The organism is Candidatus Pedobacter colombiensis (assembly GCA_029202485.1).
In the GTDB taxonomy this organism is placed as follows: Bacteria; Bacteroidota; Bacteroidia; order Sphingobacteriales; family Sphingobacteriaceae; genus Pedobacter; species Pedobacter colombiensis.
The window spans coordinates 1,219,861-1,244,571 of sequence record CP119313.1; the positions used below are offsets into that span (position 1 = coordinate 1,219,861).

A 24,711-nucleotide genomic window follows, 5' to 3' on the forward strand; every position below is an offset into this window, starting at 1 on the left:
ACATGAAATGAATTTGAAAGCTACTTTAGTTACATAAGGTAGAAATATCAATATATGTTTTCGTGGCTTTAATCTGTTCGGGCATACGGAATTTTATAATTAAGGATGATACAATAGTCAATAGCCCAATAAAAATAATGGCATACTCAATACCAAACAGATCAGCAATAACCCCCGAAATGACGGCTCCAAATGCATAACCTAAATCTCTCCAAAGTCTGAAAGTTCCAATGCTTTCTGCACGTTGCAGGGGGCTCGTAGTCTGTGCAATGGTAGAAAGAAAAGTAGGATAAACTAATGCTGTTCCAAGTCCTAATATACCAGATAAAAATATAAGCACATAAAAGTCTCTGCTCATGGGAATAAGTAAAATGGCAATCCCTTGTAACAACATTCCCCAGAATAACATCGCCTTTTTGGAATAATAGTCAGACATTTTACCTGTAAACAATTGTCCGATACCCCATACTGTAGGATAAATAGCTGTAATGATGCCTATATCCCTGGTGTTATAGCTTAATGACAATAACATAATGGGCAGTAAACCCCAAATCATTCCGTCGTTTAGGTTGTTGATTAATCCGGCTTGTGTAACCGAGCTCAGGGTTTTGTTTTTAAAAGTAGTCTCTAAAAACACATTTTTTAAGGTTTCAGTCTGATCGCTTGTACTCTCTTTTTGTACAAATGCACGCGTGTCTTTCACCCAAAATATCGTCAATAAAAACCCTAAAATGGATATAACAATACCTATGTAAAAAGGGTAGGGAGTAACACCATATTTATGAGCTATATAGCCGGTTAGAAAAGCAATCAATCCAACAGCAAAGTAGCCCGAAAACTCATTCAAACCCATAGCCAGGCCCCGGTCTTTTTCACCCACAAGGTCAATTTTCATGACCACTGTGCTGCTCCAGGTTAAGCCCTGGCTAATTCCCAAAAGCACATTGGCGAAAACCACCCAATTCCAGCTGGAGGCATAAATTAATATAAATGGAATGGGTATGGCAATCAACCAACCTAACAGTAATAGATTTTTCCGTCCGAATTTATTGGCAAGTTTTCCGGTATAATAATTCGCAAGGGCTTTGGTTAGTCCAAATGCAGTAATAAATGAAAGAATAGCCGTTTTAGAAGAGACTCCCAGTTCCAATTCAGCAAATTGCGGAAATATAGTACGTTCCATTCCCACCATTCCACCAACAAATGCATTTACAATCACCAATAAAGTAAACTGTTTCCAGTTTTCCTTAAGGCCGAGCTTTATACTTCCAGTTGTCATGTGCTATTAATCTTCTATATTTTATTGTTTTTGGAAGCAGGAATATTACATCCTGTAGCACCACAACAGTTAAATAGTGCCAGTAAAGAAAACAATCCGCCCACTGCAATAAACAGCCATTTGTTGGATTGAATACCCTGTTCTATAATTAAAATGCCAAATACCAAACGCAGTACCCGCGTAAAATTCCAATTTTTAAAGTAGTTTTTCATTTTAATTATTTCTTAATCAGGTTTACGAATACTTCAGAATTTGCTCTTGGCTGAATGCTGTTGTAACATTTTTCCATTGTCTTAATGATAAAGTTGGGCCCAAATATACTTTTATATTCTGTTGGGGAACCACCAAAGGGAGGACCTTTTTGTTCAAATGTTTTATCAAACAATACACCTATTATTTTACCATTTTTATTGAGCAGTGAAGCCATTTTTTCTGCATATTCATTTCGCTTTTCGGGCAGAATAGCACAAAAGAATGTCTGTTCAATGATCAAGTCATAGCTGCCATGGTGCTGAAAAAAATCTTCACACAAAACTTTTATCTGAGGATTTTTTTTAAACTTATCTTTCAGTAAATCAACAGCCTTTGGTGCAATGTCAATAAGGGTAATGTTGGTAAAACCATTTTTCAGTAAATATTCTGCTTCGTATGCATTGCCACAGCCTGGAATAAGAATAGCAGCATCCTTATTCGGGTATTGAGACAGATATTCTGTAATTGCTGGTGAAGCCTGACCAATGTCCCAGCCTGTTGTACCGTTTTCCCAACGTGTATTCCAGTAGGATGTGTCGAACGAATTTTTTATTTTTAATACCTTACTTTGACATACGAAATCTGTTTTAGGGATATCGGTTTTAGCAATGGCATTAAAACCACCGGCAATCTCAGTAAAGTTTCTGTAACCTCTTGCCTGTAAAATGCTCGCTGCAATCATACTGCGGTAACCGCCTGCACAATGCACATAAAAATGTTCCTGAGGATTGATGTCCTTCACCCAGTCATTGATATTCGCTAATGGTCTACTGTAAGCCTCTTCAATGTGTTCGGCAGCATATTCACTTTCCTTGCGAACATCTATGATTTTGGCTCCTGTTTTTACTTCCGAAGCAAATCGTTCAGCTGAAATCCTCTTTACACTATCGATTTCTTTACCTGCATTTTTCCATGCTTCAAAGCCACCTGCTAAATGTCCCAATACATGATCAAAACCTACACGGCTCAATCGGGTAACCGCTTCCTCTTCCTGACCAGCATCTGTTACCAATAAAATTGGTTGTTTTACATCCACAATCATGGCGCCTACCCAGGGGGCAAAATCTCCAGCCAGACCAATATTTACGGCCTGTGGAATAAATCCATTCGCAAATTCCTGATTGCTTCTGGTATCCAGGATTAATGCTGCTGTATTTTCAGCAGTAGTTTCAAATTCGGCCGGACTAAGTGCTTTCATACCCTGATTCAGGACTTCATCGAAGCTGCTGTAACCTTTTTTATTCATCGCTACATTCATTCCAAAGTAGGCAGGAGGTGGCAGCAACCCATCAGTAACCGCTTCAATAAATGCATCCCTTGTTGGCTGATTTAAAGCGTAATTTATCTTTTTTTGGTTGCCCAAGCTATCTACCGTTTCTTTCATCATGTTTTTGCCACAAGCAGAACCAGCTCCGTGGGCCGGATAAATGGTAATGTCGTCTGCCAATGGTAAAATTTTATTATACAGGCTATCGTACAGCAAACCAGCCAGTTCTTCCTGTGTAATGTTTCCTGCTTTCTGAGCTAAATCGGGTCTGCCCACATCGCCGAGGAAAAGGGTGTCTCCACTAAACAAAGCGGTTTCTTTTCCATTCTCATCTATCAAAAGGTAACAAGAGCTTTCTAAAGTATGTCCGGGTGTATGCATCACCTTAATTTTTACATCACCGATTTCAAAAATTTGATTGTCACTTGCAATAATAGCTTCAAATTCAGGATTGGCATTAGGCCCGTAAACGATAGGGGCATTTGTTTTTTTACTTAAGTCAATATGTCCGCTTACAAAGTCGGCATGAAAATGTGTTTCAAAAATATACTTCAATTTTACCCTGTCTTTTGCTAATCTGCTGATATACGGTTGTGTTTCACGCAATGGATCAATAATGGCAGCTTCGCCATTAGAAGTGATGTAGTAAGCTCCTTGTGCCAGACATCCCGTATAAATTTGTTCTACTGTCATCGTTATAAAATTGGATATTATTTATTTGATTAATTGTATTCTTTTCTGTTTGCTTGTTTAATACTGCAAAGTTACAGCGTAGTTTCTCTCTGTACAGCTACTTTGGTTACATAAGGAAATTTATTTAAGTAAAGTCTCTTTTAAAATAATGTAAATGCCCATTACGAGTACAAACCATCCGAAAGCGGGTTTGAGTTTTTTACCGTCAACCTTTGTTGAAATATAACTACCTATCAATATTCCGATGATAGCAATGGTGGCTATACTTAACAAAAAGGCCCATTGAATGGAGATGTGGGGAAGGGAAAATAAAAAGCCCATTAAGGAATTTATAGAAATGATAACCAAGGATGTTCCAATAGCAGTTTTTATTGGTGTTTTCAATAAATTAACTAAAGCCGGAATGACTAAAAAGCCACCACCAGCACCAATCAATCCTGTAATGGTTCCAATAAAAATTCCCTGGAGAAAGATTGAAAGATAATTGAATTGTTGTTTTTGCATTGGATTAATTGTCTGTTTATCCTTTTTTATCATGCTGTAGGAGGCAAAAATCATTAGTAGTGCAAAAAGAAGCATCAGAGATATACTTTTTGTAACGGTAAAACCACCAATACTCAAAATCTCTTGTGGAATCGCAGGCACAATATATGTCCTTGTGAGCAAAACCGCTGCAATGGATGGGATACCAAAAACGATTGCAGTTTTGATATCTATCAATCCCTTTTTAAAGTAAGAAACTGAGCCGACAATGCTTGTTGTACCTACAATGAATAGGGAGTAGGCAGTTGCAGAAATTGGGTCTATAACAAATAAATATACCAATACGGGGACTGTAAGGATGCTTCCGCCTCCACCGATTAAGCCTAACGAAATCCCTATAAATACTGATGCTAAATAACCTGCTATTTCCATTGATTTTTGAAATTGATGGCACAAAGTTGCATCAACTCAAAAACCTGTACAGCTACTTTGGTTACATAAGTTTAATTTTATTTCTGCCAAGCTGCACCATTCCACTATCTTCCAGTTGTTTCAAAAGTCGTGAAACTACCACACGAGCCGTTCCTAATTCGTTAGCTAATTGCTCGTGAGTAATATTTAAGGTTTTGTTTCCGGTTAATTCCTGTTTTTTATGCAGTAATGCCAACAACCTTTCGTCTACTTTTTTAAAAGCAATCGCATTAACAATTTCCAGTAGTTCCTCAAAACGCTTGTGGTATAAACGGAAAATATAATCTAACCATTGCGGATATTCTTTGATAAACAAGGATACTTTTTCAATTGGTAAAAAAAGGATTTCTGCATCCTCCTCAACTTCGGCTTTTACTTTACTTGTTTCATTATGCATACCACCCAGGAACGACATGATGCAGCTTTCTCCAGCTTTGATATAATACAATAGGATTTCCCTGCCATCTTCCTCCGTCCGGATCACTTTTAAGGTTCCTTTAGTCACAATCGGAATAGAACGAATGTGCGCATTTTCATTTAAAATAATGCTGCCTGCTTTGTAATGTTTTTTTATGCTGTATTGATTGAGTTTATCTATCAATTCAGGTGAAGATTTAAATTCGGCTATTTGCTGTAACTCTTGCATAGTACAAAATTAAAATAGAGCAATTAATTTTTTGTCATCTTCATTAATATATGAAAATTTTTAGAGACTTGCCGACATGTCTTTATGTATATTTTAATTGGTGTTCGCTCATTGATCAAAAATTTGTATAGTATATAATACTCCCCAAATATTGGACAGCTGATTAAATTCATAAATTTAACAGTTGAAAATGAAAAAAGAGCGTAGAAAATTCAGTTCTGTTTTCAAGACCAAAGTGGTGCTTGAAGCAATTAAGGAAAGTAGTACCATGCAAGAACTTGCGTCCAAATACAGTCTCCATCCCACACAGATCACCGCGTGGAAGCGTGAATTTCTTGAGAAAGCCGATACGGTGTTTGGTTCAGAGAAACCAGATGAAAAGGAAGAATCTAAAGAGAAGGAACTGTACTCCAAGATTGGCGAACTTCAGATCCAGGTTGATTTCCTAAAAAAAGTCTTGGGGAAATGAGTATAATTGAAAGGCGTAGCCTTATTTCCCCGGAGCACCAGGCGCTGAGTATTGCCAGTCAGTGCAAGCTACTGAACTTGCAGCGCAGCTGCTATTATTTCAAGCCTAAAGGCGAGTCGCTGTTCAACCAGTCGATAATGAATTTGATTGACCGTAAGTTTCTTGACTGCCCGTTTTACGGCGTGGACCGGATGACTGCGTATCTTAACAAAGATTTGGGATGTCATGTGAATAACAAGCGTATACGTCGTCTTTATCGTGTGATGAACCTGCGGACAATTTATCCTAAAAAGAACCTGAGCAAGGCTAATGCGGCACACCATAAATATCCATATTTGCTGAAAGGCTTGAAAATAGATCGGCCGGGCCAGGTTTGGCAGGCTGATATCACTTATATTCCCATGTTCAGAGGCTTCATGTATATGTTTGCCATTATTGATGTGTACAGCCGAAAGATTGTCGGATGGAGCATTTCAAATACCATGACCGTAGAATGGTGCAGAGATGTACTGCTTGAAACCATTGAAGAACATGGTACACCTGGTATATTTAATACGGATCAAGGCTCACAGTTCACCAGTCCGATCTTCACTAAAGCACTTAAAGACAGTAATGTAAGTATATCTATGGATGGCAAGGGAAGAGCCTTGGATAATGTGTTCATTGAGCGATTCTGGAGATCTTTGAAACAGGAGTATATTTATCTTAACCCACCTAACGGTGGTATGGAATTATTCCAGGGTATAAAACGGTATGTGGAATTTTATAACAATGAACGAAGGCATCGGTCAATGGACGATCTTACGCCAAATGAGGTATTCTATCAAAATAATAAAAAAGTGTCCTAAATAATCTTAAGTTTGACCTATAGCTGTCCAGCAAACCGGGAGTACTTCAGTATGTATTTATTGTTAATTTTATGGAGGACTCAAAATCAGCAACCTACTGGAACAAAAAATAACGCTACAATGAAAAAATTAATGCTCAACAAAGGCAAAGCGATCGCTTGCCTAATTCTTATTTGTATATTTTTGACAAACGGGTGTAAACAAGACTTGCTACTGCCAAAGCCTAATACATTGAAAACAAAAATCTCTATTGAAGAAGCAAAACAACACTTCGAACAGAATTTTTTAAATGTAAAACCTAATACAAAGCTAGCTTCTGTTAGCTCTATTAAACTTGGCAGTAACATACATGTTGAGAATACTGATGAAAAATTACCAATGTGGGACGCTTCTAAATTAAGTGATTTAAGCATCGGGACTAATGCCGTACTAACTCCTTTGCACAAGCCGGGCGTATATGTTCATATTTCTGAAAAACGTATGGTTAAGTATGGCTTCTTGAATTATTTGATGATGTATAAAGACGCAGAAAACCATGTAATTACAGAATGGGTTGAGCTAAAGCCATCCGAGAAATGGATTGATGCAAAAATTTCAAGAAAATACGATGGAAAAATCTTGGTTAAAGATTGGAAGGGAAAAATAAAAAAAATATATTCTTTTGATGATGGAGCATTAGTATCAAGAAACAAACTTAAAATAAGCAAGCTCGCCAGTATTAATGGTTCAAGAATGGATACAGGTACAGAAGGAGTTGCGAATTGTTTTATTACAACTACAACCACGATTAAAGTCGCTCCAAAAACCTGTCCTTGTCTGGGACATACTTATGAGCAAAGAGCGGATTGTCGGTGTAGCATAAAACCAGAAAAGGGATATGACCGAACGATTGAGGTTAATGTTGAGTATGATTGCGATCTTCCTGACGAGCCTGAAAACCCAACTGGTGGTACAGGAAATACTGGAGGAACTGGAAACACTGGAGGAACAGGCAATTCGGGCGGAGGTTCCCCTAACCCAACTGATTATACCCCATCAAACTGCAATCCTGATCCAAATTATACTATTCCAACAACTCCACCACCACCAGGAACGGAATATATGCTTCCTTGTTCAGCAATGGAAACCCCCACTGAACCGACGCCTACAGACCCTACCGACCCTACAATTGATATTCCAGAGCCCAGAACATCAGCGGAATCATTAATTGATTGGTACAATTCAGACTTGGATATTCAAATGCATTTATCGAATGCTGAAATGATATTTTTAAATGGCAACCCCATTATTGCAAATGAATTGATTGGTCACTTAAATTCAGAAGCAATAGAGGTTAAAGAGTTTGGGAAATGGGCAATTGGGTATTTGATAGAAAATCCAGAAGTTCAAATAACTGAATTAATTAATAATAATAACACTCCTAATTCCAGCATTATTTTGCCATATTTAGATGTATCGGAATTAACTAATTACCCAAAATTCAAGGCTCTTGTAAGTGATTTGCCAAATTTCTTGACACGATATCCTAATATCCTCAAAGCTCTGAGCTTAACAACAGGCCTTACCGAAAAGAAAATTAAAGAACTAATGCAACCAGGAAAAGGACCTAAAGTTATAGTTGTTAATAATTTAAAAGATGCTGCTGGCAATGATGTTGTAGGGCAATTCGATGACAAAAATAAAATTTTAAAAATCGATAATGGATATATAAATGACTTAGACTTAGCGAATACCCCTACTAAATATCAAGCCATTGGTTTGATATTGACTATTACAACATTGCATGAATTTGTGCATTTTGGCAGAGATGCAAATAATTTGTCAAAAAGAATGGCTGGCGTAATTACTGGGAAAGGATCTTTCGAAGCAGGGTGGTATTTTGAAGATATTATTGTTCCACCAGGCGCCAGCAAATTAGAGCCGACTAATGCGTATGAATGGTTGAGGTATTATAGAGTGAAATCTAGAGAATAATAAAATGGTAAGAGTTATATATTTTTTTCTATTGGTTCTTTGTTTTGCAGCTTGCAAAAGTGAGATTAAACCAAAGTTAACAGGTCAAGATACGAGTGCAATAGTTACGGCAGTAATAGACGATAAGCGGTTGTATCATGATATGCTTAAAAAATCTGACACGATATTTATAGTTAAATCAAAAAATATAAATAAAAGTTGGCCTTTTAAAACAGAGAAATTTAAACTTGTTTATATTGAACGAACAAAAAAAAATGAAGATCTGATAGATCTTAGTCCACCATCATTTTATGATCAAAGAACCAGAATAGATTTTGGTAAATTTATTCTTAACAAGAATATTGTAGACATTTCATTTAGTCTTTATCAATTTCAAGAATTCTCTGTGTATGATTGTAAATTTAAGCATGAAAACGAGGGCTGGACAATTGTCAAGATGGACAAAAGGACTTATTGATATAATTTTTAATTATCCATCTTGTATTGCAAACAAACAATGCCGTACAACTTGGTTATCTATGATTTTGATTTTATAATCTATTTAGATGGAACGAAGAAAAGTCCCTACTTTTAAGTTGCAATTTCACTTCACAATTGCTACTTCATAAGACAACCTGAGTGGTTACTAATTTTTGTGTATTATTTATTGTTTCTTAAATATTGTTTATGTGTAATAATATATAGACGTTTGCCTTAAACCAGGTATACATGATAGACAATGAAGATGGTAATGGAAGAACAAGAGCTATGGGTGTAAAAGAGATTTTAATAGATAGAGCAATAAATAAAGGTAGAATAGAGGGGCTGAGTGAGGGCGTATTATTAGGCAGACACAAGAAGGCTTTAGAAGTTGCTCTTGAGATGAAAAAAGAAGGATTTCCTATTGATAAGATTGTTATGCTTATCAAGCTTCCTCTTGAAGAAGTTGAAGCTTTGTAGCTAAATATATATTAAGCTTTTAAGAAGCCCTTGGATTTTCATCCGGGGACTTTTATTTTTTATGTCTGTCAAAATATTGTATTTTGTTACAATATTTCCGTAATAAATACAATTATCAAAGCCGGAAATTTACCGTAAAATCTTATTGGCTTTTATATTTGTTCATCTTTGCATCAAATTTGTAAAATGATCAAATCTATTACCATTAGTGACTTTGTTTCTTTAACTGATCCCATTCCCTTGGTAGATGTCAGAACCCCTGCAGAGTTTGCCCAGGGTAGAGTACCGGGTGCTTTTAATATTCCCATATTTACGAATGAGGAGCGTATTCAGGTCGGGACTACTTATAAACAAGTAGGCCGGGAGGAAGCGATTCTACTTGGTTTTGATTTAACCGGTAGCAAATGGTCAGGTTTTATCAAGCAGGCTTTAGAAATCTCCCCGTCAAAGAAAATAGCTGTTCATTGCTGGCGTGGAGGTATGCGAAGCGGGGCAATGGCTTGGGCATTTAATTTGTACGGTTTTGAAGTTTATTTGATCGAAGGTGGTTATAAAAATTACCGCAGGTGGACATTGGAACAATTTGGAAAGCCTTATCCATTGACTGTTTTAGGTGGAATGACTGGTTCCGGTAAAACAAGAATCCTTCATCAGCTGCAAGCTATGGGCGAGCAGACCATAGATCTTGAAAAGCTTGCCCAGCATCAAGGTTCCTCTTATGGTACAATGAATAGCATGGTTCAGCCTACACAGGAGCAATTTGAGAATGATTTGGCTTTTCAATTACATGCATTGGATATATCCAAACGCATTTGGGTAGAAGATGAAAGCCTGACGATTGGTAAAAGATGTGTGCCCAAATCATTTTGGGATCAGATGCGGAATACCCGCTTATTACAGCTTAATGTTACTCTTGAACAACGGGTGGAAACGCTAGCCAAAGAATATGGAGTTTTAGATAAAGACTTTTTAGTAGAGTGTACAGAACGAATCAGGAAGAGGTTGGGACCAGAACAAACAAAACATGCCATCCAGGCGATAAGAGCGGATAAGATGGAGGATTTTGTTCGTCTGGTATTGGCCTACTATGATAAAACTTATGCCGTTGGTTTGGGCAAACGGAATAAAGCGCACATCAGTGTAGTTAATATCGACAGTGTCGATGTAAAAAATAATGCAGTAAAAATTCTGGATTCAGTAATGGATACCATATAAAAATTAAACAGAAATGGATTTTAAAGATATCAAGCTTACACAATATTCACATGGTGCGGGATGCGGTTGCAAAATTAGCCCGGCTATACTCGATACAATACTACATAGTGATATACCCACTATATCTGATCCCCGTTTATTGGTTGGAAATGATAAAAGAGACGACGCTGCGGTCTTTGATTTGGGTAATGGTTCGGCGTTAATTTCAACAACTGATTTTTTTATGCCTATTGTGGATGATGCTTATGATTTCGGTAGAATTGCCTCAGCAAATGCTATTAGCGATGTATATGCGATGGGTGGAAAGCCGGTTATGGCCATTGCTATATTGGGATGGCCTATAGACAAACTTCCACCAGAAACTGCACAAAGGGTTTTAGAAGGAGCAAGGTCAATTTGTGCAGAAGCAGGAATTTCTTTGGCAGGCGGTCATAGTATTGATTGTCCGGAACCCGTATTTGGATTATCTGTGAATGGTCTTGTGGACATTAAGCAACTTAAACAAAACTCAACTGCTATGGCTGGTTGTCGACTGTACCTGACCAAAGCACTTGGTGTAGGTATCTTGTCTACCGCACAAAAGAAGGGTGTTTTGCTGGCGGAAGATGCCGCTATTGCATTAAAAAGTATGACAACCTTAAATAAGTTAGGAGCAATATTTGGACAATTGGATAGTGTAAAAGCCATGACAGATGTAACTGGTTTTGGACTGCTGGGGCATCTTGCTGAAATGTGTGATGGAAGTGGCCTTTCTGCTGTAGTTGAATTTGATAAGGTACCTGTAATTGCCTCTTTACCGTATTATCTGGATCAGAATTGTTACCCGGGAGGTACACAAAGAAACTGGAAAAGTTATGGCCATAAAGTGAGTAGCTTGACAGATCAGCAGCGGTTCATTCTTGCCGATCCACAGACTAGCGGAGGCTTATTGGTTGCAGTAGCACCTGAAGGTATTGAAGCCTTTGAAGATCTACTAAAACAACATGGGTTGAATGAAGATCACTTAACTTCGTTTGGTTGGATGGAAGAAGCCAAGGGTGAACATGTTATTAAAGTGATTTAGGGGGCATCTGAATTTTATCATAGTCGATTTGGTGTTTTTTTGCTTGATTTCTGTTTTTGCATGCCCTCCAGATTTATTCGACTCTAGTCATGACCAAATTAAGATCATCCGGAAATTTCCCCTTAAAAACCTGTCTTTGTTTCGAAGCAAATAGTAGCTTCAGACTATGACGATTTTTTTCATTTTTTAATTTAAAAATTATCTTATTTGAATCTCCTTTTATAAAATTTAAAGTTCCATGTCTTAATTCTTCCCTTGTGGGATCGGAAAATGAAAACTTTAAAGTGTCATTTCCCTTTTTAGCATATCCCCAAAAAACAGATTTTTTGGCTTCATCCAAATGATCTAAAAGGTTAATAATAACCGATCCATTTTCAACATATTGATATCCCCCTTGAAGAAGAGGAATGATCCCTTGCTTTGTCTTTTTTATAATAAGTGTGAATGAGGTATTTTTTGATTTCCATTCCCACTTGCCTATAAACTTATCCATTTGAGCAACATCTAAATCATTGAGCGGGTCCGATATGTTAGATACCTGTGCCCTCACAGAGCTAAAAATTAAAAATAAAATTCCTAAAATTATGAGGTTCTTTTTCATGTTTATTTACAATTGTTTATTTTGTATTAAATAGCGTGCATAAGAAAACTTTAGGCTTATCTATAAGATAGATATCGCTGTCTTACTTTTACGAAATAGAGTATGGAAAAACCGATAAATAAAGGTAAAGAAATTAATAGTTAAATTTTTAAGCTTAATTATATTCGTTACCAGCTTTATGAAATTCATTTTTAACGGTTAATATTAGCCAGGTATATGGATATAAACACTATTACTTATACTTTTCCTATCGCTTGCAGTAAATGCGATGTATATATGTAAATTCTTGCCAAGATAATTTGTGGGCAATTCTATTTCATTTCTGCCTGTGCTTCTTCTTGTGCCAATTAATTCGTATATGGCACAATCAAGCTCTTGGCAGTATATGATTAGAATTGAGCGGTCGTTTATTATACCCCAGTTCATATCTGGATCAACCTCCCAGGTTATAGAGAGTTTTGTACCTGTTAATGCAGCTTGTGGCTTTAAAACCGGTTCAAGTACGCCTTTACTTACTAGTACTTTACTATAATCGAGGCTAATGTTTGGATATTCGCCTTGAGTAGCATGTTTGGTATTATAAGATACCGCTGCATTGTGTTGATTTTTATTGCTACCAAGCACTTCGATCTCAAAGCCGATATTGATGAAGGCCAGACAGGGACGCAGAAAGTTGATTACTGTGGCCATTTTTTGTCGTATCACCAATTGAGCAAGGGTAGGTGCTTTGCTGGTTTTGCCAATATGACGAATTACTTTTATGCCCTTAAGGTTATAACTAACCAAATTGCCTAGTTTTCCGGTGAATGCTCTGTTTGATATACCCATGATACTTGGTTTTTGTATTAATTGTAAACAATATTTAATTGATTGATAAATGGTTAGTTCAATTTGTGAAATATGATTTGCTTTCACAATATATCTATCCGTATTTGACTATACGATGATAAAGTGTTGAGTAAGGTTTGGTTAAGCTTGGGGGTATACCAAGGCTTAACCAACCCTTACTCAATGCATACCCAAAGGTTAACCAAATAGCAATGAAATTGGAATGATAATAAAAATGTTGTTTTTCTTATTAGTTATTTTATTGTTTTTATTGAAGTTTGTTTGTGATTTTAGATTTATTTAATTATCTTTAATTGTAAGATGATTGTAAGTCATTTATAGGTGAAATAATAAGCCGACAAAATTTTTTCTTAAAGAGGTTGAAGTTTTGTAGTTCGTAAACACCTGGAAATAATTGAAATAAAAACTAATAATCTAAAACTGGATAGCCAATGAAATAAAGAAACAGCAATAACATATCATTACTTCTTAAATGAGGTATTAATTCAGAGTCTCGACCATTAAATTTCTCACAAATAAGTCCAGAGACAATAGATTAATGCCCATAACAAATATTGTTGTACTTTTGAAGGTGCACTATAGCGTTGTGGGTTCTATTGTTAATCCGTGGACAAGGCCGTGAGAAAGCCCGATGGTGCGGTATTTAGAGCCTGCTATAGTGCATCTTCGCTTTATATGATAAAATGATCTCTATAGTTTTCTGTAAATCCCTAGCGGGACTCATTTTTTGAAATTTAAAAAATGAGCATATGAACCTAAAAGACCAATTTCTTCACAAACAACCATCAGGTACCAAGGCCGAGCTTAATGCTTTTGCAAATGCTAGATTGAAAAATTTTTTTGATACTTATCCGAACGACGAAGGCCTTGAAAATCTTTGGATAATGATACAACAAAGTTTTTACACTAAGCGTTTCGTATTAAATAATGCCGAACGTGCTAATCTGATTGCTTTCTATCAAGATCTTCACGAGCTGATTTTGGCAACCCGCATCATTAATGATGAATTAAAAAGAGTAAGTTAATTGTTAAATTTTGTTATATTTAGGTTCGTTGGTATAAAATCAACGAACTTAAATTAACGCTCATGAATAACCATCATCTTTATGTTGATCTAATCAGGCATTTATTAAGTTTTATGCAAATGCCTAAAGGCTTTGTAAGTTTATTACTCCCTTGTTTAGTCCCTCCAAAAACTTACACCGAAGATACTACAGTTTTAAAATTTGGGGAAATAGCAAATATGATTTATTGGCCTGTAAAAGGATATATAAGAGCCTACAAGGAAATTATGCCCGAAGAAGATAGAATGTTTACCAAACAAAAAACAATTGATATTTCTTCGCCAGGTAGGATGGCTTTTCCGATAAATAGTTTTATAAACCAGGTAGAAGCAGATTACTTTTTAGAAATTACAAAGGGGAGCACTGTTATTGGGTTTAGCTATACTTCTTTTATTGCCTTAAGTAAACAAATGCCGGAGGTAGCACTTCTTATTCTTAAGATGGTGGGGCTTGACCAAAATAATTGGCTTTTAAAAATGGAGATGTGTAAGGTTTTTAACTGGGATGGCTATTTATTGTTTCTGGATCATTTTGGTATGGAGGTAACCAACTTTATTAAACAACAGGATATTGCGAGCTATATTGGTATGTCTGCAGAAGAGTTATATAATACTCCCCAAATATTGGACAGCTGATTAAATTCATAAATTTAACAGTTGAAAATGAAAAAAGAGCGTAGAAAATTCAGTTCTGTTTTCAAGACCAAAGTGGTGCTTGAAGCAATTAAGGAAAGTAGTACCATGCAAGAACTTGCGTCCAAATACAGTCTCCATCCCACACAGATCACCGCGTGGAAGCGTGAATTTCTTGAGAAAGCCGATACGGTGTTTGGTTCAGAGAAACCAGATGAAAAGGAAGAATCTAAAGAGAAGGAACTGTACTCCAAGATTGGCGAACTTCAGATCCAGGTTGATTTCCTAAAAAAAGTCTTGGGGAAATGAGTATGATTGAAAGGCGTAGCCTTATTTCCCCGGAGCACCAGGCGCTGAGTATTGCCAGTCAGTGCAAGCTACTGAACTTGCAGCGCAGCTGCTATTATTTCAAGCCTAAAGGCGAGTCGCTGTTCAACCAGTCGATAATGAATTTGATTGACCGTAAGTTTCTTGACTGCCCGTTTTACGGCGTGGACCGGATGACTGCGTATCTTAACAAAGATTTGGGATGTCATGTGAATAACAAGCGTATACGTCGTCTTTATCGTGTGATGAACCTGCGGACAATTTATCCTAAAAAGAACCTGAGCAAGGCTAATGCGGCACACCATAAATATCCATATTTGCTGAAAGGCTTGAAAATAGATCGGCCGGGCCAGGTTTGGCAGGCTGATATCACTTATATTCCCATGTTCAGAGGCTTCATGTATATGTTTGCCGTTATTGATGTGTACAGCCGAAAGATTGTCGGATGGAGCATTTCAAATACCATGACCGTAGAATGGTGCAGAGATGTACTGCTTGAAACCATTGAAGAACATGGTACACCTGGTATATTTAATACGGATCAAGGCTCACAGTTCACCAGTCCGATCTTCACTAAAGCACTTAAAGACAGTAATGTAAGTATATCTATGGATGGCAAGGGAAGAGCCTTGGATAATGTGTTCATTGAGCGATTCTGGAGATCTTTGAAACAGGAGTATATTTATCTTAACCCACCTAACGGTGGTATGGAATTATTCCAGGGTATAAAACGGTATGTGGAATTTTATAACAATGAACGAAGGCATCGGTCAATGGACGATCTTACGCCAAATGAGGTATTCTATCAAAATAATAAAAAAGTGTCCTAAATAATCTTAAGTTTGACCTATAGCTGTCCAGCAAACCGGGAGTACTTCATTATGTAGATTAAAGAAAAGGAAATTGCATTGAGAAGAATTGAGTTTTCTCAATTGCAATCTTTTTAAAAGGCTGTTAAGTTTGGGTTCATAAAAAACTTAAACACATGAATATAACCTTAAAACTAACGATCTATTTACAGCCTAACAACCGTATCTACCTCACATTTACACAAAGGGAGGGACGAGTATGACTTTACTGGATGTGCTACGCAGAATTGAAGAAAAAATCGATGAATTGTTAAATAGAAGTCATGCCTCTCAGGCATTAATACCCGAAGAAGAGGTATGGCTGGACAATGAAGAAGTAATGAAATTGCTTTTTATAGAAAGACGTACATTTTATAGGAGAAGATCTGAAAACTTATGGGTTAAGAAGAAGATCGGAGGTAAATGGTATTATTTAAAATCAAGCCTGTTTTTGTGAACTCCTATCCATTAAAAATTGAAACATTTTCACCAATTCTTGTAAGTGTGTTGTTGTTTTTTCTTGACAGATTTGTTTAATCAAATATAAAACTATGACGCTTTTAAGATTTATCAAGAAGCTTTCAGGATTGGACCAGAACGATAGAAGATATACACTCAAGGAAACCTGGTTGAAGCTTATGCAGAAAGGCCGTCGGATGTTAATATAGAAACCGAATTTAAAACTTTAATAAAAAATGAACCTAATCCTTTCACTATCTTTATCCTTATCTGTTTTGTCTGCTTCAAGCAACATGCATTCGGGGACTTTATTAAATTATGATTCTAATAATGGTATTGAATTCTTGCAGAAGCAAGATGAAAAATATGAACAGCTTAAGAAAAGGGATTATGCCACTTTAAGTGAAGCTGAGAAATTATATTTTAAGAACGCGCTTATCAATTTACTTAAAAATGATGTTGCATACCAAGAGTATTTAAAATTAAGGAATGAAAACAGTGCACAATACCTGTCCAGAAAAAAAACATCTCGAGAAACATTGGGACGTCCCCCAAAAGAACGAGAAGCGCAAATTGAGTATTACAGAAAGAAAGGTTTGTTAGATCCAGTTGCATTCGTCGACAACACCAAAAAAGCCACAATCTTATTTTTCTCCGTATTTGGTAAACACCCAGAGCTAAGAAAGTTGGGGCCTAAAGATCGACTTGAGGTTCTTAGCCACTTTAATTGATAAGCCTCGAATATGTTTTCTCCGAAAGTTCTGTTGAACCTCTAAATGAAACCGTTCTGCATGGATTCCAGATTTGATTTCATGTATATACTCAATGGAAAGTAACAAGGATTGGAAATGCTAAGGGTAAGATAACATTAAATTCTACTTCTGTTTATAAACAGATTGTCGTTGGTATAAATTCAGTCTTATCTGCTGAGATTTTTGATCAAAATGCAACTTATACATGGGCAGTCATTGGTGGAATAATTGTGTCAGGACAAGAAACCTCGAATGTTGTTGTTAAGCCGGATAGGAATAATTTTAACAATGTTAGTAATAATTTTGGAGTAATATTAACATTTAGTAATAGTTGTGGAGTCTCGACTAGACAAAGTCTTTTGGGTGCCGCCAACTGTTGGGGAAACTCCTGACCCAGGTGATGGAGAAATTTTATGATAAACTAAAATTCCTATCTGTAAAATAAGTTCCTAAAAATGTTAGTATGGAAGTAGCGATAAGTAAAAAAACAATCATTTGAGAGTACGTTATTTTCTAAATAACGGTTTATATGAAAATGAACTTTGCGTAAAGATTTTAATTTTAAAATATAAATCCAGTATAAAATATTTAAATTAGACTATAAATCTGCAATTAATGGCTCAATCATCTCAATTGACAAACGATGTGTTCTATACCATTGCTGTCAATCTCTTCGCGTTAAGTTTAATAGCCGAGAGGATCGCTAACCTTTACAAACTTTTCAGGGATAGAATGAGAACCAAGACCAGCGATAAGGAATTGGAAAAGGTCAGGGAAAGGAACGTGATGATCACAGCCCTGGTATCCGGGTGGATCGTAGCCTATATTGCGGGCGCCAATCTGTTTGGTTTGCTAAAGGGGCAAGGGTTATCGCCAATGACCTATGGTGATGATGGTCTTTCCTGGGATGGATACCCCGAGTTGAATGGCCTGCAGTTTCATTTTGGAATTTTCCTTTCCGGAGTATTTATAAGTCTGGGTTCTAAATTCTGGCATGATATGCTGGATATCATTCTGGAATTCTCCAATTTGAAAAAGGCCCAGGCTGGCCAGGCCCAGGCAGAAACGCAGGTTAAGGAAAACCAGGCGTTAGCTACTAAAATGAATATTGTTGCACCGGTTCTGGAAAAGATCAATGGATTCTCGGGCTACGATTTCAATCCGGATAAATCCAAGGTGGTGCTGAAATTTGAAATGGACAAAGTGCCCGGTACTCCAGAGCTGGAAAAGATCAATAGCATCGTAGGCAAGGACAGCTATTCCATTGTGTTAAGTGATATAAAATTGCACAGCGGTGGAAATTAGTGCCGGACTCAGGATAAGAAATGCGGTTGATCCGCCAATGGACCAGGGATTTCCTGTTTATGGGAGCATGGGAGGGATCGTATATGATCACAATAAAGTTCCTATGCTTTTAACCTGTTATCACTGCGTGCATAACCCGCATTTGAAATGGAATCATTTTGTAATTGACAAACCGAATTGCATCGTAGTAAATGAGAACGATCAGGAAGTAGGGACAATTGTACAAGCAATCCGGGATGAAACGGTGGATATCGCCCTGATCAAACCTGTAGCGGGCGCAACCCTCGATACCGACATTTTCACGTTTGGAAAGATAACAGGTGCGAGAAGCTTAACCGAAGAGGAAGAAGGGAACAAGATTGCTTTAAAGATGCATGGTAGCGTTGTTGATCATGGGATGGGTTTATTTACAGGTATCGCGCCTCGCACCGGTAGTTATTACGAGGGAGAAAGCAGTTTGGGTAAACACTACCTGAATAAACTGATCAAGGTAACCCCAATACAGGGAGTTTTTAGTATGGTAGGGGATTCCGGTTCGTTCATCCTGGATGCAAATAATGAAGTTGCAGGGATGGTAGTGATGGGAGGTAGTGACACTACTTATGGCATACCAGCTTATAGAATTGAAAAGGCTTTAAAAATCACGTTTAAAAAACCACTCTGATATGAAACAACTATTACTTGTCATTTTCTTTGTGCCGGTATTGGCATCTGCTCAAAGAACGATCACTATCGATTTGGATAAATCAGACCTTACGCAAACCACAAGGGCCGGTAATACGGACATTGTGCTAAAATTTTCCAACTGCGATGCAGGGGGGCAAATAAATGCAACAATAAAAAAGACCGGCGCTGGCCCCAAGCAAAAGGTTATTAATTGTTCCGAAGGAATTAAGCTGTCATTAAGCGAGGTCCTCAGCACAACGATGTCACTTAAAGCAGGCGCAAAATTCCTTGCCATTTCATTCGATACAAAAGGGGCTGCCACCTTAGTAAAGGATCAAGGTGGAAATGGAGCTGCCGCTAAACCGGTCAGCTTCTATGACGAATCGACCCTTAAGCCAGAACATTTTGACGATAAGGACAAAAAGTATAGGATGGTGGAGTATTTTCCATGTAGGCCTGGATACGAAACTAAAAATCATGGGAACGCCCGTAGAGGATTCTGGTATAACCTGTTTGGAAATGACAAAGGTGACGGAGCAGTATTTGTCATCAATAATTTCAATGTGCTGAAGTACGACATTTCTGTCGGCAATACTTTTGAAAACCGGTTTACTGAAGTGCCCGCACTTTTCAATACAGTTGGAGGGCTAATTTCGGACGGAGTTAAAGCGGAGAGTGGGGTAACCATTGTTGAGGATATCCAAGCTATCATGGTTTTAAACAGGCAATTGAAAAAAATAATGACCGAAGATTGTTTAGATTTTGAGGAAGCAAAAAAGCAGTTCAAAACCAATGTAGAGGCGACTTTTGTGGAGAATGGCAAGTTCTGCGGAATAGACTGTTTTTACAATGAAAAAGTTGGCGCTGAAATTACCAGTGCTGGCACGAGGGAAAAATTCAATGAGAACATGAAGGCTCAACTCCACCTTACTATAACTCCGGATTCTCTGGTTACAGAAACCATTGCCATGTATGAACTTTTAATGAGTACCAAATTCCAGTACCACAGCAATATCATTCAGTTGGAGAATGCAGATGAAGTGGTGTATACATTAAACATCAAGGGGAAAACGGGAGTAAAGAATGCAAATATCAATGTGACCAATCAGCCCATCCGTGTGCCGATATTTGGGGGAGTTAAAATTGACTTCAGCACCGGTTTTTATTATTCCACGATCAAGAATGAGAAATATGCGCTCAGGAGTATTGCCATAAACGATTCAACGAACAAAAAGGAAATCGTAAACGAAGGTAATTTTAGTGGCGGCACAGCAGGGATCAATGCCCTGATGCACATTTATCCAAGGCTCAGTAAGCATTTCAATGCCTCGCTAACATTTGGGGTTGGTAAGGCATTGGATCTGAATTATTCAATCCTATTTGGCGGCAGTCTGCTTTTTGGCAGAGACAATAGGTTTGCGCTGAGTGGCGGTTGGAACCTATCCAATATAAAGGTGCTGTCCCAGGCTAACCTTGACAGTACAGGAAGCCGGGTGCAACTTGCCAATGACGCTACGGACGTGAAGTACGATAATAAATTCAAGCGCGGCGCCTTCGTTAGTTTCACCTACTCCCTTTCAGGAAAAAAGGCCCAGCCTGCTGCCGAAAAAGAGGAAAAATAATCTTTTAACTATTCTTTTAAATTTAGCTGTATTGGCATATTTAGCGGTTTAAATAAATACCATATTATGAATCGAAAAGACGAAATGTCTGAGATCAGACGGTTATTCATTCTTTGGCTAACTGAAATTGAGGTAGAGAATGCAGAAACGTATTATGACATTAATAAGGTTTCAGAACATCTATGTCGCCTATTACTAAATCTTCTTTACGATTATAAACTTGAAGATTTAAACAAAATAAAAGCAAATTTTCCGGGATTAGATATTGGTGATGAGAGCGTTTCGAAAATTGCATTCCAGGTGACCTCTCGTACTGATCGACAAAAAATCACTGAAAATCTAACCTCGATTGTTGATAAGAATTATCACACAGTATTTTCTTCAGGAATTAAGTTCCTTATTTTAAGCAATTCAGGTAAGGTGGTATATACTGCTAAAACCAAACTGCCAACAACAATTCTTCCAACTTTTGACATTAATCGGGATATTGTTTATCCCGACCATTTAATAAAAAGAATAGAAGATATTTTTGAAGAGGAAGATGATCTTGTTAAATTCTCCCAAGTAAAGGCTTTATTGATTAAAGAGCTTGCCCCTCGCTTTAAGACGATCGGTACATCTCCTGAAGCGGAAGAAATTAAAGGGCTAAACGAACAAATTAAAACGTTGATTGAAAAAGTAGATAGACAAGGTAGTGGGCAATTTCAGGTTTTAAGTCATTTTTTCGAAGGAGATCTAGAGGTTCCTTCCCTAAAGCAGCTACACCATCGTACCAATTTATTAGAGGGTTTCCTTAAAATTATTAGGGATAGGGGAATGCTGTGGATTCAAGGACCTACCTCAACGGGGAAAACAAGCGCAGCTGTATCAATAGCTCACTTTTGGGAAGGCAAAATTTTGTGGATTGACTGTCGTGGCATAAACGAAGATCAATTTATAGAGCATATACTTGCATCCTTAGGTGTATATTTTAATATCGCTTTTGACCGGACATTTAAGACTACAGTTTCAAATCTTATTGATCAAATTGAACGCGGGACTTTGTTAGTATTTAATGATGTACCTCAATTAAATCCAGCTTTAAGGACTCAAAACCAATTGAGTTATTTTATTGGCCAAGCAATACTTGCAGGAGCTAACATAGTCGTTACTTCTAATTTTACCCCTTCAAATAATTTTGGAGAAAGCGATGGATTTGAATCAGTGCCAGGAGAAATCCCCCCGTTTTTACCGGAGGATACTGAAAGCTTGTTTAAATTAATGGGTGGACCAGAAGAGTTGTTGGCACCAATGAGTAAGTTAATTACAAGTTCAACTCAGGGACATCCATTGTTAATAAAATCTGCAATAAAATATCTTAAGGAACGAGACTGGAAAGTAGATGAAGACGCAATTGTATCCTTGTTTACCGGTCGATTTGATTTGGGAACAGATAGAGAGGTCTATCAAAAACTGATTCATCAATCTACAAGCGTTGAGGCGTGTGAATTACTATATCGGTTAAAGTACGTTATAGGTAATTTTGACAATGAAGTTCTCAGTGTTATTTCTGCCGTTGAACCGGCGATAGATCATCCCGCGGAAAGGCTAAATGAACTATTGGGAAGCTGGGTGCAAGATAGTGGTAAGGGTAAGTATCAGCTTTCACCATTGATTAAAAAGCTTAATGATAACGTAACTGCGGATACAAGAGCTAAAATTCACGTAGCCTTGGCAGATAACATTTTGGCCAAAAAGAACATTTCTATACTTGAAGCCTGCGTTGTAATTCATTATTTCCAAGCTGCTGGCGAATTTAACAGGGCCGCGGTTGTTTTGATAAAAGCTTTGGCCGAGATATCTTCCCCTCAAATGTTCACCGATTGGGGTTTAAACATGTTTTGGTATACGATTGAATTGCCGAAGGAAATAGCTCCCATCTTTAGAGTTATGATTCGAGCATCTCAAATTGCTTTAACGGTTGATGACATTCCGCAAATAAATTACCTTATTGATGATTTAGAAAAAATTAGAGACGAAGAGGGCAGTGGTGAATTTGAAAAGCTAATTACTGGATCGTTGTTTTTCCAAAGGGAGCTTCGGACAAAGCCTCTGCATGCACTTGAGAGTTTATTGGACATGAAGCAATCGAGTGAGAGGATTGATTCAACTATTGAAAACGAAGATTCCATAATTGACAAGGATTTACTTAATGGCATCTGGTTTGTTTTCTTAGGTCTGAAATCGATAGAGGAATACCGGGAGTGGTTCAATAAGATAACTATTGCAAAGTATCCTGAAGAGATTTGGAACCCAGAAACCAACGAATCATATATGTTGGCTGCTGTTTCTATTTACAGAAATGCAGGTTCTACAAGTTCGGACCCTGCTATTAGAGTTGGTGTACTTCTTGAGACCTTAGAGCTTTCTATCAAAAGTGAAATATGGTTATTTGCAGCGTATAGCTTGAAGTATTTAGTTAAGGTATATGGGGAAATTGATGATCTAGGAAGTGCAGTTGAGATCGTGAAGAAGCATGACTGGTTTTTAACCAAGTCAAATATCTTTAAATTTTTGGTTTACGCTGAACTAAGCAGACTTTGCTTTCTTAAGCAAGAGTTAGATCTGGCCTTTCAGTTTGCTTCTCCGATTTTAAATGAAAAACTTCCTGACCAATATGCCGAAATGCTAGATTTCGATATGTCGATGACTCAACTGTATGCCAAGGAAGATCCTAAGTTAGCCTTATCTTTTGCAGAAGCGGGGCTTACACTTGCAATGAGAAATGAGATTTATTTACTGGAAGATAGAATTAAACAATTCGGAGAAGCGGCTATTGCAAAAACGCTTGTTGGAAGGTACATAGATGCATTGAATGATATTGCTGCAGGTTTTGAGCTGGTCTTGGATAATTTTCAGGAGAATGAGGATTACAAGGCATTAGTAATTCGATTTGGACATGTTGCATTGTATGTCATTCAAATATTGGAGAAGGGAAATCCAAGGGATTTTGGGGATGGCGAAAAATTTGTAGTTCCGACCCCTGGCTTTTTTTATAGAGATTCTGATAAACTGCTTCATGGGGGATTTTATTTTGAAGAGCGAAAATTAATGGTCGCTACTATAATTAATGACTGCTATGAGGTCATTATGGATAAGGATAACGCGAAGAAATGGGCATATAAAACATTTGACCTGTCCTCAAGTATTTCTGGCGGCAAATTTACGCCGATTCTACAAAAAATTATTTTTTACCTGATAGAGGATAAGGAATATAAAAAGGCCTATAATATCCTTGCTTACGTCGAAGGGTTTTATAATGACATTAAGGACAAGGTTTCCTTGGGCAAAGCATCAGAGGAGGAGATGGGAATTCTTCAAAGAGCAGGTGCAACCAGGTCTATTTCAGACGACTTTGGTGTCTATCTACATATTTTGTTTCCGGTTGCTTTGGAATTCTCAAAGGCCATCAAAAATGGAGATCTGCCGAAAGAAGATTTTCAAAGCAGCATCGATGCTGTCTTTGATTCAGGAAAGTACCAAGTCAGTGACGAGGCCGAATTCAAATTTGCTAAACTTATTTTCGAACGAGTTCTTATTGAGAGGATTGAGTATTCGGAACTGAAGGCTATGATTGACAACAATGCGAGTTCTAGTATTCAGATGATCTATGCCATTGGTTGTTATTTACTTTCTAGCTTCGTAGATGCAAAGCAGGCCGCTAACTTGCAGCTTGCAACACTAATAACGTTGGACAATACCTTTATTGTTAACATGACTGCCTTTTACAGATTTTCGATGGTGCCATATTTTGAGGATTTCTGGATTAAAGTATTTAATGACCAAAAGAGGGAATTTACAGGAGCCGATCATCTACTGGAGAAAGGAATTCCATTAATTCAAAAAACTAATGTCAATCTCAGGATACGGAAATTATTTTTGGTTATGTCGCATCATTTGGCGTTTGACATGAACCGAGAAATTGAAGATTTTATCAATTAGGGTGGT

General features: G+C 37.3%; 24 protein-coding genes. 17 read left to right on the forward strand and 7 right to left on the reverse strand.

Translation table 11 applies throughout. The features are described 5' to 3' along the window. Window positions 1-25: 25 nt before the first annotated feature. The 5 genes from P0Y49_04975 to P0Y49_04995 all read right to left on the reverse strand — a co-directional run bounded on the left by P0Y49_04975 (window position 26) and on the right by P0Y49_04995 (window position 5,091). Window positions 26-1,279 (reverse strand): MFS transporter, encoded by a 1,254-nt coding sequence (locus P0Y49_04975; GenBank protein WEK20488.1) that lies wholly within the window; start codon window positions 1,277-1,279, stop codon window positions 26-28. A gap of 14 nt (window positions 1,280-1,293) precedes the next feature. Further along, a complete protein-coding gene (locus P0Y49_04980) occupies window positions 1,294-1,491 on the reverse strand; it encodes a hypothetical protein (GenBank protein ID WEK20489.1) in 198 nt (65 codons plus the stop codon). 5 nt (window positions 1,492-1,496) lie between these two features. Next, window positions 1,497-3,491, reverse strand: coding sequence for a rhodanese-like domain-containing protein (locus P0Y49_04985; GenBank protein ID WEK20490.1), 1,995 nt, complete (start codon window positions 3,489-3,491; stop codon window positions 1,497-1,499). A gap of 120 nt (window positions 3,492-3,611) precedes the next feature. Continuing rightward, the gene (locus tag P0Y49_04990; GenBank protein WEK20491.1) at window positions 3,612-4,406 is read right to left on the reverse strand and encodes a sulfite exporter TauE/SafE family protein; all 795 of its coding nucleotides are present in this window, start codon (window positions 4,404-4,406) and stop codon (window positions 3,612-3,614) included. Between the two features lie 61 nt (window positions 4,407-4,467). Continuing rightward, window positions 4,468-5,091 (reverse strand): Crp/Fnr family transcriptional regulator, encoded by a 624-nt coding sequence (locus P0Y49_04995; protein WEK20492.1) that lies wholly within the window; start codon window positions 5,089-5,091, stop codon window positions 4,468-4,470. A gap of 190 nt (window positions 5,092-5,281) precedes the next feature. Between P0Y49_04995 and P0Y49_05000 the strand changes: the two genes are divergently transcribed. From P0Y49_05000 to selD, 7 genes are all read left to right on the forward strand, one after another. After that, window positions 5,282-5,560, forward strand: a complete 279-nt coding sequence (locus P0Y49_05000; GenBank protein ID WEK20493.1) for a transposase — start codon at window positions 5,282-5,284, stop codon at window positions 5,558-5,560. After that, complete coding sequence (locus tag P0Y49_05005) at window positions 5,557-6,408, forward strand: IS3 family transposase (protein ID WEK20494.1); 852 nt, start codon at window positions 5,557-5,559, stop codon at window positions 6,406-6,408. The genes P0Y49_05000 and P0Y49_05005 overlap by 4 nt, the downstream gene beginning before the upstream one ends. A 120-nt stretch (window positions 6,409-6,528) precedes the next feature. Beyond that, a complete protein-coding gene (locus P0Y49_05010; protein ID WEK20495.1) occupies window positions 6,529-8,382 on the forward strand; it encodes a hypothetical protein in 1,854 nt (617 codons plus the stop codon). A gap of 4 nt (window positions 8,383-8,386) precedes the next feature. Beyond that, window positions 8,387-8,839, forward strand: coding sequence for a hypothetical protein (locus P0Y49_05015; GenBank protein WEK20496.1), 453 nt, complete (start codon window positions 8,387-8,389; stop codon window positions 8,837-8,839). 251 nt (window positions 8,840-9,090) lie between these two features. Then, complete coding sequence (locus P0Y49_05020; protein ID WEK20497.1) at window positions 9,091-9,321, forward strand: hypothetical protein; 231 nt, start codon at window positions 9,091-9,093, stop codon at window positions 9,319-9,321. A gap of 186 nt (window positions 9,322-9,507) precedes the next feature. Next, window positions 9,508-10,536, forward strand: coding sequence for a tRNA 2-selenouridine(34) synthase MnmH (gene mnmH, locus P0Y49_05025; protein WEK20498.1), 1,029 nt, complete (start codon window positions 9,508-9,510; stop codon window positions 10,534-10,536). A gap of 13 nt (window positions 10,537-10,549) precedes the next feature. Beyond that, a complete protein-coding gene (selD, locus tag P0Y49_05030) occupies window positions 10,550-11,599 on the forward strand; it encodes a selenide, water dikinase SelD (protein ID WEK20499.1) in 1,050 nt (349 codons plus the stop codon). A gap of 73 nt (window positions 11,600-11,672) precedes the next feature. On the opposite strand, the gene P0Y49_05035 is transcribed toward selD, so the two are convergent. Further along, window positions 11,673-12,200: a hypothetical protein gene (locus P0Y49_05035; GenBank protein ID WEK20500.1), complete on the reverse strand. Its 528-nt coding sequence runs from the start codon at window positions 12,198-12,200 to the stop codon at window positions 11,673-11,675. A gap of 204 nt (window positions 12,201-12,404) precedes the next feature. After that, window positions 12,405-13,028: a DUF6266 family protein gene (locus P0Y49_05040; GenBank protein ID WEK20501.1), complete on the reverse strand. Its 624-nt coding sequence runs from the start codon at window positions 13,026-13,028 to the stop codon at window positions 12,405-12,407. Window positions 13,029-13,798: 770 nt separating this feature from the next. Between P0Y49_05040 and P0Y49_05045 the strand changes: the two genes are divergently transcribed. From P0Y49_05045 to P0Y49_05090, 10 genes are all read left to right on the forward strand, one after another. Then, on the forward strand, window positions 13,799-14,074 hold the full coding sequence (locus P0Y49_05045; GenBank protein WEK20502.1) for a hypothetical protein: 276 nt from the start codon (window positions 13,799-13,801) through the stop codon (window positions 14,072-14,074). Window positions 14,075-14,136: 62 nt separating this feature from the next. Then, window positions 14,137-14,748, forward strand: a complete 612-nt coding sequence (locus tag P0Y49_05050; GenBank protein ID WEK20503.1) for a hypothetical protein — start codon at window positions 14,137-14,139, stop codon at window positions 14,746-14,748. A 27-nt stretch (window positions 14,749-14,775) separates the two neighbouring features. After that, the gene (locus P0Y49_05055; protein ID WEK20504.1) at window positions 14,776-15,054 is read left to right on the forward strand and encodes a transposase; all 279 of its coding nucleotides are present in this window, start codon (window positions 14,776-14,778) and stop codon (window positions 15,052-15,054) included. Beyond that, window positions 15,051-15,902 carry an IS3 family transposase gene (locus P0Y49_05060; protein ID WEK20505.1) on the forward strand — a complete coding sequence of 284 codons (852 nt, stop codon included), beginning with the start codon at window positions 15,051-15,053 and terminating at the stop codon, window positions 15,900-15,902. Before P0Y49_05055 ends, P0Y49_05060 begins: the two co-directional genes overlap by 4 nt. A 238-nt stretch (window positions 15,903-16,140) precedes the next feature. Continuing rightward, the gene (locus P0Y49_05065; protein WEK20506.1) at window positions 16,141-16,377 is read left to right on the forward strand and encodes a hypothetical protein; all 237 of its coding nucleotides are present in this window, start codon (window positions 16,141-16,143) and stop codon (window positions 16,375-16,377) included. 238 nt (window positions 16,378-16,615) lie between these two features. After that, entirely contained in the window at window positions 16,616-17,110 is a 495-nt protein-coding gene (locus tag P0Y49_05070) for a hypothetical protein (protein ID WEK20507.1), read from the forward strand. Window positions 17,111-17,746: 636 nt separating this feature from the next. After that, window positions 17,747-18,436 carry a hypothetical protein gene (locus tag P0Y49_05075; protein ID WEK20508.1) on the forward strand — a complete coding sequence of 230 codons (690 nt, stop codon included), beginning with the start codon at window positions 17,747-17,749 and terminating at the stop codon, window positions 18,434-18,436. After that, complete coding sequence (locus P0Y49_05080; protein ID WEK20509.1) at window positions 18,426-19,100, forward strand: hypothetical protein; 675 nt, start codon at window positions 18,426-18,428, stop codon at window positions 19,098-19,100. The genes P0Y49_05075 and P0Y49_05080 overlap by 11 nt, the downstream gene beginning before the upstream one ends. Window position 19,101: 1 nt before the next feature. Next, window positions 19,102-20,724, forward strand: coding sequence for a hypothetical protein (locus tag P0Y49_05085; protein ID WEK20510.1), 1,623 nt, complete (start codon window positions 19,102-19,104; stop codon window positions 20,722-20,724). 66 nt (window positions 20,725-20,790) lie between these two features. After that, complete coding sequence (locus P0Y49_05090) at window positions 20,791-24,705, forward strand: SMEK domain-containing protein (protein ID WEK20511.1); 3,915 nt, start codon at window positions 20,791-20,793, stop codon at window positions 24,703-24,705. Window positions 24,706-24,711: the final 6 nt, after the last annotated feature.